The sequence below is a fragment of the Bradyrhizobium sp. BLXBL-03 genome (assembly GCF_051853015.1).
GTDB lineage: Bacteria > Pseudomonadota > Alphaproteobacteria > Rhizobiales > Xanthobacteraceae > Bradyrhizobium > Bradyrhizobium manausense.
In genome coordinates this window covers 1,794,556-1,809,542 of the sequence record NZ_CP182470.1, presented here as the reverse complement: position 1 = coordinate 1,809,542, position 14,987 = coordinate 1,794,556, and the positions used below count along the sequence as shown (strand labels likewise).

The window sequence follows — 14,987 nt, the reverse complement described above, 5'->3', positions numbered from 1 at the left end:
GCGCGTCGCCCCGGAATGACGGAGGAACACGCGTTCGCGCTCATCGTTAATTCCTGTGACCGTCGTGCAGGAGTTCTGTCATGTCCGTCGTTCGCGACTATGCCGAGCCGCTCGCCATCGTGTTCGAGGATGACGGGCTCGTGCCGAACAACATCCGTCCCTTCCTCATTTACCAGGGCGCGGTGACGCTCGATCCGAAGCAGCCCGAACAGACCATCGAAAACCTGTTCGAAACCAACGGATGGGGCGGCACGTGGCGCAACGGCATCTACGACTATCTGCATTACCACGCGACCGTGCATGAGGTGCTCGGCGTTGCGCGCGGCCATGCCCGCGTTCGCTTCGGCGGCGATCACGGCCAGGAGCTGGAGATCAAGGCCGGCGACGTCGCGATTTTGCCTGCTGGCACCGGGCATCAATGCATCACGGCGAGCGATGATTTCTGCGTGATCGGCGCTTATCCGCCGGGATCGAAGATGGAGATCACGCGGGCAACGCCGGAGAACCACGCCAAGGCGTTGCAGACGATCCCGAAGGTGCCGCTGCCGCCGGCCGATCCGGTGACGGGGAAGCACGGCGCGTTGATGCGGTTGTGGCAATAGCGACAAGCGCGGTTCCGGTAGGGTGGGTTAGCCCCGCAGGTGCGCAAAGCGCATCTGCTCGGCGTAACCCACCTCTTCCATTTCCGCTGAGACAGACGTGGTGGATTGCGCCTTCGGCCAATCCACCCTACAAGCTGGCTTACGCTTCGTTCGCGCCTTCCTGCCGTGTTGCCTCGAACAGGAACCACGTTCGTCGCTCGGTCTCGTCGATGAAGACCTCCAAGATGCTGGCGCTGGCGACGTCGCCGGCGTCGTCGCAGACCTCGTGCGCCTTGCGCATGCTGGCGGCGACATGCTTGTTGTCCTGCATCAGCTCGCGCAGCATCTCGCGCGGCGGGACGTAGTCCTCGTTGTTGTCCTTGATGGTCTGGAGCTTGGCGACCTGGCCGATCGACTTCAGCGTGGTGCCGCCGATCTTGCGGACGCGCTCGGCGAGCTGGTCGGTGGTGGCGAAGATCTGCTCGGACTGCTCGTCGAGCAGCAGGTGATAGTCGCGGAAATGCCGGCCGCTGATGTGCCAGTGGAAATTCTTGGTCTTGAGATACAGCGCGAACGCGTCGGCCAGAAGCACGTTGAGCGCCTCGGAGACCTTGTTGACCGCCTGGGGCTGCAGATCGGTGGGGGTATCGAGATCGGGCGAGACCTTGCTGGGGGCTTTGCTCACGGGAAACCTTCCTGTTAGGACGCGGACATTGACGGCGCGCCGTCGCACCCCTAACGCAAGGCGGGCAGCGCGGTTCCTGGACAGGAACCACTGGGCGGGATCTCATGGACGATTGGATCGACTATTACGACTCGACGCATACGATCTATGTCAGCAAATTGCATCGCGATTTGCACTTCCAGATCATCGCGCGGGACATCATCGGCTACATCACCTCGCCTGACGCGATCGTGCTCGACTATGCCTGTGGCGAGGCGCTCTCGGCGAGCCAGGTGGCGACCGCCTGCGGCCAGCTGATCCTGGCCGAGCCCGCGCCCGGTGTGCGCGGCCGCCTGATCGCCCGGTTTGCGCCCGACACCAAGATCCGCGTCCGCTCCCTCGACGACGTGCGCAAGATGCCGGACCAATCCATCGACCTCGTCGTGATGAACTCGGTCGCGCAATATATGACATCCGAGGAGCTCGATGCCGCGCTGCTCAATATCAGGCGGATCCTGAAGCCATCAGGCAAGCTGGTGCTGGGCGATATCCTTCAGCCGCATGTCGGCATGCTCAGGGACGTGGCGGCACTGCTGTCCTTCGGGCTGCGTCACGGCTTTCTGAAAGATGCGCTGATCGGGCTCATCAGCACCGCGCTGTCGGACTACCGTCATTTGCGCACGCGCATCGGATTGCAGCGCTACAGTGAGGACGAGATCACCGCCAAGCTGAAGGCGGTGGGTTTCGCCACCCAGCGTGCCAACACCAATATCGGCCACAACCGCTGGCGCATGACCTTCATCGCCCGGCCACCGCTGGTGCGTTAAGCATAACCACCACCTGAGGTGGCTTGTCGCAGCCCGATCGGGCAATGATCGCCGCGGCCCGGTGGCGGAAGCGTCTACGCGAGAGCGGTGCATCGCTCTTCATCCTGGTTCAAATCCAGGCCGGGTCTCCACGCTTCGCCCCTGCGGGGCTACGCGTGGCGCAGCCACGCGCAGGGGCGAAGCGTGTCCGGCGTAGCTGGAGCGCAGCGCAAGCGAAGACGGACTTTATCCGCAACTCACTTCGCGTCAACCACATCGCACTCCGCAACGAGCTGAAGCCTGTCCGCGTCCTTGGCCGCCGACTTGAGCACGGCATCGAGCAGGCCCGGAAAGCGCGCCTCGAGATCCGCGCGGCGCAGCCGCATGAAGCGGTTCGTGCCTGCCACGCGGGTCTGCATCAGCCCGCAATCGCGCAGCTTTGCGAAGTGATAGGTGAGGTTCGACTTGCCAGCGAGACCGTTGAAGTCGCCGCAGCAGAGCTCGCTGCTGACACGTTCCTGCTGTGCGAGCTGATACACGATCGCCAATCGGATCGGATCGCTCAGACAATCCAGGACCAGCGGCAGCTCGATCTGCTCTCGCGTGGGATGAGGAGGGGTGCGGCTCATGATGTGAGGAATCATAGCGAGGCGGGCGCAATGTTCAATAGTTCTTGAACCAATTGACTCCCAAATCGACTTATTCGATAGTTCAATAAACATTGAACATAGGAATTCGAGCAATGAGCGTGGTCTGGCTGGCCCTGGGGGCCTTTGCGATCGGTACCGAAGGCTTTGTCATTGCTGGCCTTTTGCCGGCAATCGCCGGCGACCTGTCGATTTCGGTCTCGGCCGCCGGCCAATTGGTCACCGCCTACGCCCTCACCTACGCGGTCGGCTCGCCGATCCTGGCGGTGGCGCTCAACAACATTGACCGCCGCACGGTGCTGGCGCTGGCGCTGTCGACGTTCATCGCCGGCAACCTCGCGGCGATGGTGGCCTCCAACTACGCGCTGCTGCTGGCCTCGCGCATGCTGATGGCCCTGGGCTCCGGGCTGTGCATGCCGACAGCGCTGGCGGTGTCGGTGGCAGTCGCCTCGCCCGAACGGCGTGGCCGCGCGGTTGCGCTGGTGACCTCGGGCCTCACGGTCGCGACCGTCATCGGCGTGCCCCTGGGTAACCTCATTGGCAGCCTGCTCGGCTGGCGCGCGACGTTTGCCATGGTCGCCATCATCAGCGCGGTCGCGCTGGCCGGCCTGCTGCTCGGCCTGCCCCGCGGCCTGCCGCGCAACACCGCTTCGCTCAGCGAACGGCTGGCGGTGGCGCGCCACAGCAATGTCGTGATTGCACTCGCCATCACGATTTTATGGGCGCTGGGCGGCTTCACCGTGTTCACCTATTTCGCGGTGCCGCTGCGCGGCCTCGGCTTCGATGCCTCGCAAATCAGCCTTGCCCTGCTGGTGTTCGGTGGCGCTGCCGCAATCGGGAACATGCTCGGCGGCTTCCTTGCCGACCGGCTGGGCACGATCACCACCGCCGCGCTCGCGCTTGCCGGCATGGCCAGCGCACTCATCCTGCATTCGCTGGTTCTGAAGCTGCTGCCCGGACAGGCGCACTACGCGGTGCTGGGCACGATCTTCCTCTGGGGGCTCTCCGGCTGGGCGTTCTATCCGGCCCAGATCGCCAGCATCATCCGGATCGATCCGCAGGCCTCGATGATTGCACTCTCACTCAATGCCTCCGCGATGTATCTCGGCTTCGCCATCGGTGGTGCCTTGGGCGGCGCCGTGCTGGCCACCCTCGCGCCCGATGATCTCGGCTGGATCGGCGGAACGAGCGTTGCGGCCTCGCTTCTGGTGCACCTCGCCCGCGGCTGGCAGGCCCGGCCGAAACCGGTCAAAATTGCTGGTTGATGGGCGTTTTTCGGGGTTTCGCCGCCCCGAAAACTGGTCTAAGACCCACCCGCGCGCGAGGGAGACCCCCGCGCTCTCGGCTTAGGGGACGCGCGGCAAGCGCGCCCTTTTTTTGTGCCCAAAATCCAGCCCGCGAGCGGTGATGCCTAAACGAACCGACATCTCGACCATCCTGATCATCGGCGCCGGTCCCATCGTGATCGGCCAGGCCTGCGAGTTCGACTATTCGGGCACGCAAGCGGTGAAGACGCTGAAGGAAGAGGGCTATCGCATCGTCCTCGTCAATTCCAATCCGGCCACGATCATGACCGACCCGGAATTGGCCGATGCCACCTACATCGAACCGATCACGCCCGAGATCGTCGCCAAGATCATCGAGAAGGAACGCCATGTCGCTCCCGGCGGCTTTGCGCTGCTGCCGACCATGGGCGGCCAGACCGCGCTGAACTGCGCGCTGTCGCTGCGCCGGCAGGGCACGCTGGAGAAATTCGACGTCGAGATGATCGGCGCGACCGCCGACGCGATCGACAAGGCGGAGGATCGCCAGCTCTTTCGCGAGGCCATGACCAAGATCGGGCTGGAGACGCCGAAATCGCGCCTCGCCAACGCCTCCGAGCTGAAGAAGGCGTTCCGCGACAAGTACCATGCCGAACGCGAGAAGCTGTCGGGCGCGGCCCTCGAGGAGCTCGACCGGCAGTGGACGCTCGGCGAGAGCGATCGCCGCAAGCGCTACCAGGAATATGCCTTCGGCCAGGCCATGATGGCACTGTCCGAGATCGGCCTGCCCGCGATCATCCGCCCCTCCTTCACCATGGGCGGCACCGGCGGCGGCATCGCCTACAACAAGGAAGAGTTCCTCGACATCATCGAGCGCGGTCTTGACGCGTCACCCACCAACGAAGTCCTGATCGAGGAATCCGTTCTCGGCTGGAAAGAGTTCGAGATGGAGGTGGTGCGCGACAAGAAGGACAATTGCATCATCGTCTGCTCGATCGAGAATTTCGATCCGATGGGCGTGCACACCGGCGACTCCATCACGGTGGCGCCTGCGCTGACGCTGACGGACAAGGAATATCAGATCATGCGCGACGCCTCGCTGGCGGTGCTGCGCGAGATCGGTGTCGAGACCGGCGGCTCCAACGTGCAGTTCGGCGTCAATCCGGAAGACGGCCGCATGGTCGTGATCGAGATGAATCCGCGCGTGTCGCGCTCCTCTGCGCTGGCCTCGAAGGCGACAGGCTTCCCGATCGCCAAGGTCGCGGCCAAGCTCGCCGTTGGCTACACGCTCGACGAGATCGCCAACGACATCACCGGCGGCGCGACGCCGGCCTCGTTCGAGCCGACGATCGACTACGTGGTGACCAAGATCCCGCGTTTCGCCTTCGAGAAATTCCCCGGCGCCTCCTCGACGCTGACGACCTCGATGAAGTCGGTCGGCGAGGTCATGGCGATCGGCCGCACCTTCCAGGAGAGCCTGCAGAAGGCGCTGCGCGGGCTCGAGACCGGCCTCACCGGCCTCGACGAGATCGAGATCGAAGGCCTCGGCCAGGACGACGACAAGAACGCCATCCGCGCAGCGCTCGGCACGCCGACGCCGAACCGCCTGCTCCAGGTCGCGCAGGCCATGCGGCTCGGCTGGTCGAACGAGGATATCTTCAACTCCTGCAAGATCGATCCGTGGTTCCTCGGCGAGATGCGCGGCATCGTCGACATGGAGGAGAAGGTCAGGAGGCACGGCCTGCCAAGCAATGCCTTCGGCATGCGCACGCTCAAGGCCATGGGCTTCTCGGATGCGCGCCTTGCGGTGCTCGCCCAGACGACCGAAGCCGACGTCACCGCCAGGCGCCACGCGCTGGGCGTCCGTCCGGTCTACAAGCGCATCGACACCTGCGCGGCCGAATTCGCCTCGCCCACCGCCTATATGTACTCGACCTACGAGGCGCCGTTTGCCGGCAGCGCCGCCGACGAGAGCACGCCGTCGGACAAGAAGAAGGTCATCATCCTCGGCGGCGGCCCGAACCGCATCGGCCAGGGCATCGAGTTCGATTATTGCTGCTGCCATGCCTGCTTCGCGCTGCATGACGCCGGCTATGAATCCATCATGGTCAACTGCAACCCGGAAACGGTGTCGACCGACTATGACACCGCGGACCGGCTTTATTTCGAGCCGCTCACCGCCGAGGACGTGCTGGAGATCATCGCCAAGGAGCGCAGCAACGGCACGTTGCACGGCGTGATCGTCCAGTTCGGCGGCCAGACCCCGCTGAAACTTGCCCGCGCGCTGGAAGCCGCCGAAGTGCCGATCCTCGGCACCTCGCCCGACGCCATCGACCTCGCCGAAGACCGCGACCGCTTCAAGCGGGTGCTCGACAAGCTCCGCCTCAAGCAGCCGAGGAACGGCATCGCCTATTCGGTCGAGCAGGCTCGCCTGGTCTCCGCCGATCTCGGCCTGCCGCTGGTGGTGCGCCCGTCCTACGTGCTCGGTGGCCGCGCGATGCAGATCATCCGCGAGGAGAACCAGCTCAACGACTATCTGCTCGGCACGCTGCCGGAGCTGGTGCCCGCCGACGTCAAGGCGCGCTATCCGAACGACAAGACCGGGCAGATCAACACCGTTCTCGGCAAGAACCCGCTGCTGTTCGACCGCTATTTGTCCGACGCCACCGAGATCGACGTCGACTGCCTCAGCGACGGCAAGGACACGTTCATCGTCGGCATCATGGAGCACATCGAGGAAGCCGGCATCCATTCCGGCGATAGCGCTTGCTCGCTGCCGCCGCACTCGCTCGACGCGAAGATGATCGCGGAGCTGGAGCGGCAGACCCGCGAGCTCGCGCTCGGCCTCGACGTCGTCGGCCTGATGAACGTGCAATATGCCATCAAGGACGGCGAGATCTACGTGCTCGAAGTCAATCCGCGCGCCTCGCGCACGGTGCCTTTCGTCGCCAAGGTGATCGGCACGCCGGTCGCCAAGATCGCCGCGCGCATCATGGCCGGCGAGAAGCTCGCCGACTTCAAGCTGAAGAAGGCAGATTTCAGGCATGTCGGCGTGAAGGAATCGGTGTTTCCATTCGCCCGCTTCCCCGGCGTCGACACGGTGCTGGGTCCGGAGATGCGCTCGACCGGCGAGGTCATGGGCATCGATCGCTCTTTCGCGGTTGCCTTTGCCAAGAGCCAGCTTGGCGGCGGCACAAGAGTACCGCGCAAGGGCACGGTGTTCGTCTCGGTACGCGAGAGCGACAAGGTTCGTATCGCCGAAGCCGTGCGCCAGCTGCATTCGCTTGGCTTCAAGGTGCTGGCGACATCAGGGACGGCGCGCTTCCTGACCGATCAGGGCATCCCGGCGGAGAAGGTGAACAAGGTGCTGGAGGGACGGCCGCATATCGTCGACGCCATCACCAATGGCGATGTCCAGCTCGTTCTCAACACCACCGAAGGCCCGCAGGCGCTCGCCGACAGCCGCTCGCTGCGGCGCGCGGCCCTCTTGCATAAAGTGCCATATTACACCACTCTTTCCGGGGCCGTGGCGGCCGCGCAGGGCATCCGCGCCTACCTGGGCGGTGACCTTGAGGTTCGGACCCTGCAGAGCTACTTTTCGGAAACCTGATCGTTAGCGAAAGGCCCGGCCCTGAGGGTTAAGCCTTGCGCTAAGTGATTGGCAATCAAGCCATAATGGCCGGAGGAACCGTCCGGCCACGTGGTTGTTTTGTTCCGGCGCCAGCCCACTTAACGTACCGGTGGCCGTGTGCTCGGATCTGGAAAGCACTGACGAATCAGGGTTGCCGCACCCTCCGTTTTCGGTGGGCGCGCGACTGGAAGACGAGAGAAAAGATGGAAAAGGTTCCGATGACTGCGAGCGGCTTTGCCGCGCTCGGGGAAGAATTGAAGAAGCGCCAGTCCGAGGACCGTCCGCGCATCATCGAGCATATCGCGGAAGCGCGCTCCCACGGCGACCTCTCCGAAAACGCGGAATACCATGCCGCGAAGGAAGAGCAGTCGCATAATGAGGGCCGCATCGCCGAACTCGAGGACAAGCTCGCGCGGGCCGACATCATCGACATTTCCAAGCTCTCCGGCGACACCATCAAGTTCGGTGCAACCGTGACGCTGGTCGACGAGGACACCGAGAAGAAGACGGTGTGGCAGATCGTCGGCGAGGTCGAGGCCGACGCCAAGAAAGGCCGGATCTCCATCACCTCGCCGCTGGCGCGCGCGCTGATCGGCAAGAAGAAAGGCTCGACCGTCGAGGTCAACGCCCCCGGCGGCGCCAAGGCCTACGAAATCACCAAGGTGGAGTGGCGGTAATCCACTCGACAAAGAGTGCCTGAAAGGCCGCGCGGGTTGCGCGGCTTTTCTGTTTCGCAATCTGTCCAGTTCGCAATCTGTCCAGGGCGCGATTGTGAACCGCACCGTCCTCCGTCATGCTCGGCGCTGCCGTTCGAGCACGGGAGGACAAGATGGACGTCGATCGCATCGCTGCGCAAAGCCAGCCCTATCTGCTCAGCCTCTTTCGCTTCATCACCGGGCTAGTGTTCTTTCACTATGGCGTAGCCAAGCTGTTCAAGTTTCCGCCGGTGGAAATGTTTGCCGACGTGACGCCGTGGTCGCTCTGGGGCATCGCCGGCATGCTCGAATTCGTGCTTGGCGGTCTCTTGATGATTGGCCTGTTCACGCGGCTGGCGGCCTTCATCCTGTCCGGTGAGATGGCCTTCGCCTATTTCATCGAGCACATGCCGCACAGCTTCTTTCCCGTCGTCAACGACGGCGCGCTTGCGATCGTGCTGTGTTTCGCGTGCCTGTTCCTCGCGGCCGCCGGAAGCGGTCCGATCAGCGTGGATGCGCTGCGGCGATAAGCGCTTCGTTTCTACCTTCTTCCCTTCACGTCGAGCGGCACCGCCGCCTCGTATTTCGAATTGTGCAGCACCAGCGAGGTGCGCACGTTGCGCACGTGCGGCGCCGCGGTCAGGTGCGTCACAAAGTCCTGGAAGGTCGCCATGTCAGGGGCGACACATTTGAGGATGAAATCGACCTCGCCGGACAGCATCCAGCATTCCCGCACCAAGGGCTCGGCGCGGACGAACTCCTCGAAGGCGCGCAGATCCGCCTCCGCCTGGCTGGAGAGGTGCACGGCGGCGAACACCGTGACGTCGAAACCGAGCTTTCGCGCGTCCAGCAGCCCGCGGTAGCCGTGGATGTAGCCTTCCTCCTCCAGTGCTCGGACCCGGCGCAGGCAGGGTGGAGGCGAAATACCGACCCGTTTGGCGAGCTCGACATTGGTGATTCGACCGTCGGCCTGGATCTCGGACAGAATCTTGAGGTCGATCTCGTCTAGGTTCCGCGACACGTGATTGGAACTCCTGGCCTTATCGGCGGTATTCGGTGGGTCTGTCGCAATCCTCATAGCCAGTCTGCACCAAATGAGCAATTTTATTGCGCGTGCAGCGCAATCGACTTTTGTTCCTTGTTGGAAAAATCCGCCGAGAGGGAATGCAATTCTTGCATAGCTCACCAGAACGCTTAGATTAGCTCTGATATTTCAGCGCCTCCGCGAGGCCTCCCGGCACGTTCCGCGCCCGCGCTGCAAATCCCCCGTGAAAGGCGTCCATCGAAATGTCCGCTCCTGTTCATGCAAAGGTCATCATCATTGGCTCCGGGCCCGCCGGCTACACCGCCGCGATCTACGCCGCACGCGCGATGCTCGAGCCGATCTTGATCCAGGGCATGCAGGCCGGCGGCCAGCTCACCATCACCACCGACGTCGAGAACTATCCGGGCTTCGCCGACGTGATCCAGGGCCCCTGGCTGATGGAACAGATGGAAAAGCAGGCAGTGCATGTCGGCACCAGGATCGTGACCGACCTGGTGATCAAGCTCGACACCTCGCAGCGGCCATTCCGCCTCACCTGCGACTCCGGCGATGTCTATCTCGCCGACACCGTGATCCTCGCCACCGGCGCGCAGGCGCGCTGGCTCGGGCTGCCCTCTGAAGCGAAATTCCAGGGTGGCGGCGTCTCGGCCTGCGCCACCTGCGACGGCTTCTTCTACCGCAACAAGGAGGTCGTGGTGGTCGGCGGCGGCAATACCGCGGTCGAGGAAGCGCTGTACCTGACCAACCACGCCTCGCAGGTCACCATCGTGCATCGCCGCGATCATTTCCGCGCCGAGCGCATCCTGCAGGAGCGCCTGTTCAAGCACCCGAAGATCAAGGTGATCTGGGACTGTGCGGTCGACGAGATCTGCGGCACCGAGAACCCGAACAAGGTCACCCATGTCCGCCTCAAGAACGTCAAGACCGGCGCGCTGACGGATGTGAAAACCGACGGCGTCTTCATCGCCATCGGCCACGCCCCGGCAACCGAGCTGGTGAAAGACAAGGTCAAGCTGAAACCGTCGGGCTATGTCGAGGTCGCCCCGAACTCGACCGCGACGTCCGTGCCCGGCTTGTTCGCCGCGGGTGACGTCGCCGACGAAACCTATCGCCAGGCCGTCACGGCCGCAGGCCTCGGCTGCATGGCAGCGCTCGAGGCCGAACGTTTCTTGGCCCTGCGCGCCAGCGAGCGCGCGGCAGCGGAATAACGATCATGCCCCGAACACGCGACGGATTCACGGATATGGACTGGGACAAGCTGAAGGTGTTTCACGCGGCGGCAGAAGCGGGCAGCTTCACGCATGCGGGAGAGCAGCTCGGCCTGTCGCAATCGGCGGTCTCGCGCCAGGTTTCGGCGCTGGAACAGGAGCTCTCGGTCTCGCTGTTCCACCGCCATGCCCGCGGCCTGATCCTCACCGAGCAGGGCGACCTGTTGTTCCGCACCGCGCATGACGTGTTCATGCAGCTGCAGGCGGCGCGCGCCAAACTGACCGACAGCCGCGAACGGCCGAGCGGCGATCTCAAGATCACCACCACGCCCGGCGTCGGCATCAATTGGTTGATCCCGCGGCTCGGCGAATTCACCGCGCTCTATCCGGAGATCCGGATCTCGCTGATCGTCACCGACGAGGAACTGGATCTGTCCATGCGCGAGGCCGACGTTGCGATCCGCACCCGCAAGCCGACCCAGCCGGACCTCATCCAGCGCAAGCTGTTCGCGATGGGCTTCCACGCCTATTGCTCGCCGGAATACATCAAGCGTTTCGGCACGCCGCGCACGCTGGAGGAGCTCGACTCCCACCGCATCATCACGCTGTCCGACGGCAACTTCGCGCCGCATCTGCAGAACCGCAACTGGCTGGTCGAAGCTGCGCGCAACGGCTCGGGTCCGCGCGAGGCCTATTTCAAGGTCAACAACATCCTCGGCCTGGTGCGCGCGTGCCAGCAGGGCCTCGGCATCGCCGCGCTGCCCGACTACCTCGTCGAAGACCAGAGCCGCCTCGTACAACTGTTCGGCGAATCGGATTCGATCCAGCTCGACACCTATTTCGTCTATCCGGAAGAGCTGAAGACGGTCGCGCGCGTGCAGGTGTTCCGCGACTTCGTGGTGAGCAAGGCGCAGCGCTGGCCGTCCTGATTTCCGCATGTCTGACATGCGACCTCGGCTGTTGCTGCATGGCGCTGGAGAAGCCCATAATGTTTGCACGCTGAGCCTTCGCGTTGCGCATTTGTCCCCCTCCTCCAGTGGCGCGGGAGTTCAGTAATCCCTCTTGGAAGGTGATTGTGTCGGCCTCACGTGGCCAATACCTAAGCCGGGCCCTCGGGTCCGGCTTTTTTTCTGCCCAATCAGGCATTCGCCCTCCGCGTGTATTGACAGTTTTGGGCATAGCCCGCATCATTTCCCAATGATCACGAAGTCGTGCGCAATCGTTTCGAAAAAAGGCCCCCATCCGGGGACCTCGGATTTTTGCGCGCGCTAGCTGACTTCGTCATCGCTGCCAAATCCCGAAAACCCCGCCGCCTGGACGGGGTTTTTTCATGTGCCCTCCGTCTCAGGTCCATCACCGAGATGCATGGGCTGTGGCTGCCGCTGGTGACGCCGTTTCGGAACGGTCGTCTCGACCAGAACTCGCTGCGGCGACTGACGCGGCACTACGCCGCGCAAGCCATCGACGGCTTCATCCTGGGGGCGACCTCGGGCGAAGGCATGACGCTGCGCGAGGCCGAGCTCGAACGCCTCGTTGCCATCGTCCGCGACGCGATGGCGGCGGGATGCCGCAACGTTCCGATCGGCCTCGGGCTATCCGGCGCGGACACCTCGCGGATGAAGGAGCGGCTGGACGAGACCGCGGACTGGCCGATCGACTTCTATCTGATCGCGAGCCCCTATTACGTGCGGCCGTCGCAGCGCGGGATCGTTGCGCATTTCGAGGCGCTGGCCGATCACGCCGCCTGGCCGCTCGCGCTCTACAACATCCCCTATCGCTGCGCGGTCGGGATCACCAACCAGACCATGCTGCGGCTCGCCGAGCATCCCAACATCGTCGGCTTGAAGGATTGCAGCGCGAGCCGCGAGCAGTCGGTCGCGCTGCTACGCGACCGGCCGAAGGATTTCCGCGTGCTCACCGGCGAGGATGCCAATTATCTCGAGGCGCTCAGCGACGGTGCTGACGGCGGCATCCTGCTGTCCGCCCATCTCGAGACCGCGACGTTCGCGGCAGTCTATAGCGAGCTGAAGCAAGGCAATGCCGACGCGGCAGAGGCGCGCTGGCAAGAGGTCGCCGAGCTGACGCGGCTGTTGTTCACCGAACCGAGCCCAGCGCCGGCGAAGTACTGGCTGTGGCGGACGGGCCTGATCGACAGCCCCGAGGTGCGCCTGCCGATGGTGGAGGTCAGCAGCGAGCTCGCCGCCACGCTCGACCGCGAGATCGAGCGGCGGATGAAGGTTGCGGCGTAACTCCTCGCTCGCCTCTCCCCGCGTGCGGGGAGAGGCGCCTTGGTTAACCCGGCACCAACGCGCTTCGCAGCTGCCGCATGGCGCATCCACGTCTCGTTTACGCAATGGCGCCTATCGTCCCCCGGCAACCGTCTTTCAAAAGGGGGAAGGACCATGAGGCAACGCGTTCGCCCGACTGCGGCGGAAATATTCGCGCCTGCCGATCTTTTGCGGGGAATTTTGGTGGTGTCGTCGTTCGGCTTCTGGGCCGTGATGCTCGGCCTGATGCCGGTGCTGCTATTCCGGCTCTGGCTCGCCTGATGAGGCAAGGCCGCGGCGATGGTTAATCCGTGGTGGCAAATGCGCTCAAAATGCGAGCGTGGCGCTGAGCCGGAATTTTAAAACATCCCGCGTATCGTTCTCCCCATAAGCGAAGAAATCGCGGGGGCGATCTTGAACAATCAGAACGATATGGTGCCGCATTACGGCGCCACGCCAAGCTTCGACGACAGCGAGCAGCAGGGCTTTTCCACCGGAGACATTCTCTGGGCCGCCGGCGTCTGGTCGGTGATCCTGACGTTGTCGCCGGTGATCGTGTTCTACATGCTGATGGTGGCGTAACCTCACCGTCAGCCCCTGAAAACGCAAAACGCGCGGGATGCCGCGCGTTTGTCGTCCGGGGAAATGATTGATGAATTATGCCGCCTGCTTGTGCATTGCGCCGGATGCCGACGCCGTGCCGCGAATAGCTTTTACTGAACGCTCGATCGCCGCCCACAGTCTTGCAATTTCCTGGGCCGCACGGCTTTCGGCCTGATACTCACGCGCGCCTTCGCCGTGGCTGAGTGCCATCAACAAATCCGAACGGTTGGTGATCTGACCGCCCCAAACAGGAGCGCGGAACTTGGCCAGCGCCTCGCGGGCGATGGTGACGATCGGGCTTTCGGCTTCGTCGCGGCGCGCCGGTGCGCCGTTGAGCACGACCGCGTAGGGCTTGCGCGCCGCGCGGCACATCTGGATGGTTTCCTGCACCGCGTTGACGTCGAACACGCCGGGCCGCGCCGGAATGATCACCATCGTCGCGTTGCGGATCGCATCATCGACCACGGCCGACAGGTTCGGCGGCGTGTCGATCAACACCCACTCGTAACCGTCGCGCTTGGCCGCGGAGACGATGCCGCTGACCGAATTCACGGCCGCCTTGATCGGCGGCTCGTTGGTGCCCCGCAGCTTGTGCCACAGCGTCAGCGAACCCTGCGGGTCCGCATCCACCAGCATCACCTGCTTGCTCGCCTTGATCTGCGCAGCGAGATGTGCAGCCAGGGTACTCTTGCCCGAGCCGCCTTTGCGCGATGCGAAAACAATTACATTCATCCTCTGGCCTCCAGATTGACCCCAGGCCGAGAAAATGAATCACCGCGCTGATTCGGGAAAGAAAAATTTATCGGCTGTCGTGCCGGCGCCATGAAATAACAAGACATGTTGGCTTTTGAGTCACACTGCCTTGCGCGGCTGATGACATCAACCATCATGAACTGCAGACCACGCCGGCAATTCCAAATCAGCACTCGCGCGGAAAGATCCGCGGGACAACCTTGCCGCGCAAATTCTCGCGATGCTTTTTTTCAGCAGAGCGAAGCGCGATGGCTGCAAGCCGGCGCGCTGACCTCGCGCGAACAAAACGAGTCCGGTGGCTGTTGCGTGGCTGGTGTCGCCCTTCGCGTCACGATGGCGCGCGGGACATGAGGAGGTTTCGCGAACCCGCCTAGCTCTCGTCGGTCTTTTTCTTCTTCGCCTTCGGCTTGGCCTTCCTGGCGGTCTTCGGCGCGATCCTGGTGGGCTGACCGGCAATCGGCTCCGGCCCGCGGCGGAAGAACACCGCGCATGGCGGCGACAGCTGCGCCTTCTTCTGGATCATGCAGGCGGTGATGGCATCGACGTTGGGCACGAACTCGCCGCACAGCCGCATCGCATCCGGCGTGCAGGCCTGCTGCTGCTCGGGCGTGTAGGCAAAGCCAGCGCCCGGCTGGAGCAGAACGGCGAGGGCAACCCCAAAGGTCGCAGCAGCCAAGAACTTAGCAGCCATGGACGTCGTGACGCGAGATACCGGCATCGATCCCCCCAATGTCGAACAGGACGGGAGTGTGGGTGAACGGGCGTTGGTTGGCAACGAGGGCCGAGGCGAAAACAGCGACCTGTGCGCTCCCGGCAACAGCGGTG

Annotated in this window: 16 protein-coding genes; 11 read left to right on the top strand and 5 right to left on the bottom strand. The window is 63.7% G+C overall.

The annotated features are described in order from the left end of the window. Nucleotides 1-80: 80 nt before the first annotated feature. Nucleotides 81-602 carry a cupin domain-containing protein gene (locus ACNJX9_RS08695; protein WP_439408455.1) on the top strand — a complete coding sequence of 174 codons (522 nt, stop codon included), beginning with the start codon at nucleotides 81-83 and terminating at the stop codon, nucleotides 600-602. Between the two features lie 139 nt (nucleotides 603-741). Here ACNJX9_RS08695 and ACNJX9_RS08690 read toward each other — a convergent pair whose 3' ends face one another. Next, a complete protein-coding gene (locus ACNJX9_RS08690) occupies nucleotides 742-1,266 on the bottom strand; it encodes a Dps family protein (RefSeq protein WP_057741289.1) in 525 nt (174 codons plus the stop codon). Between the two features lie 104 nt (nucleotides 1,267-1,370). Between ACNJX9_RS08690 and ACNJX9_RS08685 the strand changes: the two genes are divergently transcribed. Further along, nucleotides 1,371-2,072 carry a class I SAM-dependent methyltransferase gene (locus tag ACNJX9_RS08685; RefSeq protein ID WP_439408454.1) on the top strand — a complete coding sequence of 234 codons (702 nt, stop codon included), beginning with the start codon at nucleotides 1,371-1,373 and terminating at the stop codon, nucleotides 2,070-2,072. 236 nt (nucleotides 2,073-2,308) lie between these two features. Here the strand turns inward: ACNJX9_RS08685 and ACNJX9_RS08680 are convergent, their stop codons facing one another. Next, on the bottom strand, nucleotides 2,309-2,680 hold the full coding sequence (locus ACNJX9_RS08680) for an ArsR/SmtB family transcription factor (protein ID WP_439408453.1): 372 nt from the start codon (nucleotides 2,678-2,680) through the stop codon (nucleotides 2,309-2,311). A gap of 113 nt (nucleotides 2,681-2,793) precedes the next feature. On the opposite strand from ACNJX9_RS08680, the gene ACNJX9_RS08675 reads away from it, so the two are divergent. From ACNJX9_RS08675 to ACNJX9_RS08660, 4 genes are all read left to right on the top strand, one after another. Continuing rightward, nucleotides 2,794-3,963: an MFS transporter gene (locus tag ACNJX9_RS08675; protein WP_439408452.1), complete on the top strand. Its 1,170-nt coding sequence runs from the start codon at nucleotides 2,794-2,796 to the stop codon at nucleotides 3,961-3,963. A 142-nt stretch (nucleotides 3,964-4,105) separates the two neighbouring features. Then, nucleotides 4,106-7,570, top strand: coding sequence for a carbamoyl-phosphate synthase large subunit (carB, locus tag ACNJX9_RS08670; RefSeq protein ID WP_439408451.1), 3,465 nt, complete (start codon nucleotides 4,106-4,108; stop codon nucleotides 7,568-7,570). 224 nt (nucleotides 7,571-7,794) lie between these two features. After that, entirely contained in the window at nucleotides 7,795-8,268 is a 474-nt protein-coding gene (greA, locus tag ACNJX9_RS08665) for a transcription elongation factor GreA (RefSeq protein ID WP_018318257.1), read from the top strand. A 152-nt stretch (nucleotides 8,269-8,420) separates the two neighbouring features. Further along, nucleotides 8,421-8,816 (top strand): DoxX family protein, encoded by a 396-nt coding sequence (locus ACNJX9_RS08660; RefSeq protein WP_057741906.1) that lies wholly within the window; start codon nucleotides 8,421-8,423, stop codon nucleotides 8,814-8,816. A gap of 11 nt (nucleotides 8,817-8,827) precedes the next feature. Here the strand turns inward: ACNJX9_RS08660 and ACNJX9_RS08655 are convergent, their stop codons facing one another. Then, entirely contained in the window at nucleotides 8,828-9,307 is a 480-nt protein-coding gene (locus tag ACNJX9_RS08655; protein ID WP_057741909.1) for an Lrp/AsnC family transcriptional regulator, read from the bottom strand. A gap of 266 nt (nucleotides 9,308-9,573) precedes the next feature. On the opposite strand from ACNJX9_RS08655, the gene trxB reads away from it, so the two are divergent. The 5 genes from trxB (at nucleotide 9,574) to ACNJX9_RS08630 (ending at nucleotide 13,388) form a co-directional block, all read left to right on the top strand. Next, complete coding sequence (gene trxB, locus ACNJX9_RS08650) at nucleotides 9,574-10,539, top strand: thioredoxin-disulfide reductase (protein WP_057741300.1); 966 nt, start codon at nucleotides 9,574-9,576, stop codon at nucleotides 10,537-10,539. Nucleotides 10,540-10,544: 5 nt separating this feature from the next. Continuing rightward, nucleotides 10,545-11,468, top strand: coding sequence for a LysR family transcriptional regulator (locus ACNJX9_RS08645; RefSeq protein WP_057741302.1), 924 nt, complete (start codon nucleotides 10,545-10,547; stop codon nucleotides 11,466-11,468). A 432-nt stretch (nucleotides 11,469-11,900) separates the two neighbouring features. Further along, the gene (locus ACNJX9_RS08640) at nucleotides 11,901-12,788 is read left to right on the top strand and encodes a 4-hydroxy-tetrahydrodipicolinate synthase family protein (RefSeq protein ID WP_439408450.1); all 888 of its coding nucleotides are present in this window, start codon (nucleotides 11,901-11,903) and stop codon (nucleotides 12,786-12,788) included. Nucleotides 12,789-12,941: 153 nt separating this feature from the next. Then, entirely contained in the window at nucleotides 12,942-13,088 is a 147-nt protein-coding gene (locus ACNJX9_RS08635) for a hypothetical protein (protein WP_167353956.1), read from the top strand. Nucleotides 13,089-13,220: 132 nt separating this feature from the next. Continuing rightward, the gene (locus ACNJX9_RS08630; protein WP_157083341.1) at nucleotides 13,221-13,388 is read left to right on the top strand and encodes a hypothetical protein; all 168 of its coding nucleotides are present in this window, start codon (nucleotides 13,221-13,223) and stop codon (nucleotides 13,386-13,388) included. Nucleotides 13,389-13,463: 75 nt separating this feature from the next. On the opposite strand, the gene ACNJX9_RS08625 is transcribed toward ACNJX9_RS08630, so the two are convergent. Both ACNJX9_RS08625 and ACNJX9_RS08620 read right to left on the bottom strand, forming a co-directional pair. Beyond that, nucleotides 13,464-14,141: a ParA family protein gene (locus ACNJX9_RS08625; protein ID WP_027575286.1), complete on the bottom strand. Its 678-nt coding sequence runs from the start codon at nucleotides 14,139-14,141 to the stop codon at nucleotides 13,464-13,466. 391 nt (nucleotides 14,142-14,532) lie between these two features. Continuing rightward, nucleotides 14,533-14,880 (bottom strand): hypothetical protein, encoded by a 348-nt coding sequence (locus tag ACNJX9_RS08620; RefSeq protein ID WP_439408449.1) that lies wholly within the window; start codon nucleotides 14,878-14,880, stop codon nucleotides 14,533-14,535. Nucleotides 14,881-14,987: the final 107 nt, after the last annotated feature.

Excerpts from the sequence above, each read along its gene's own strand:
- ACNJX9_RS08695 (WP_439408455.1), top strand. The coding sequence starts at position 81 with ATGTCCGTCGTTCGCGACTATGCCGAGCCGCTCGCCATCGTGTTCGAG.
- ACNJX9_RS08685 (WP_439408454.1), top strand. The coding sequence starts at position 1,371 with ATGGACGATTGGATCGACTATTACGACTCGACGCATACGATCTATGTC.
- ACNJX9_RS08680 (WP_439408453.1), bottom strand. The coding sequence starts at position 2,680 with ATGAGCCGCACCCCTCCTCATCCCACGCGAGAGCAGATCGAGCTGCCG.
- ACNJX9_RS08675 (WP_439408452.1), top strand. The coding sequence starts at position 2,794 with ATGAGCGTGGTCTGGCTGGCCCTGGGGGCCTTTGCGATCGGTACCGAA.
- carB (WP_439408451.1), top strand. The coding sequence starts at position 4,106 with ATGCCTAAACGAACCGACATCTCGACCATCCTGATCATCGGCGCCGGT.
- greA (WP_018318257.1), top strand. The coding sequence starts at position 7,795 with ATGGAAAAGGTTCCGATGACTGCGAGCGGCTTTGCCGCGCTCGGGGAA.
- ACNJX9_RS08660 (WP_057741906.1), top strand. The coding sequence starts at position 8,421 with ATGGACGTCGATCGCATCGCTGCGCAAAGCCAGCCCTATCTGCTCAGC.
- trxB (WP_057741300.1), top strand. The coding sequence starts at position 9,574 with ATGTCCGCTCCTGTTCATGCAAAGGTCATCATCATTGGCTCCGGGCCC.
- ACNJX9_RS08645 (WP_057741302.1), top strand. The coding sequence starts at position 10,545 with ATGCCCCGAACACGCGACGGATTCACGGATATGGACTGGGACAAGCTG.
- ACNJX9_RS08640 (WP_439408450.1), top strand. The coding sequence starts at position 11,901 with ATGCATGGGCTGTGGCTGCCGCTGGTGACGCCGTTTCGGAACGGTCGT.
- ACNJX9_RS08635 (WP_167353956.1), top strand. The coding sequence starts at position 12,942 with ATGAGGCAACGCGTTCGCCCGACTGCGGCGGAAATATTCGCGCCTGCC.
- ACNJX9_RS08625 (WP_027575286.1), bottom strand. The coding sequence starts at position 14,141 with ATGAATGTAATTGTTTTCGCATCGCGCAAAGGCGGCTCGGGCAAGAGT.
- ACNJX9_RS08620 (WP_439408449.1), bottom strand. The coding sequence starts at position 14,880 with ATGCCGGTATCTCGCGTCACGACGTCCATGGCTGCTAAGTTCTTGGCT.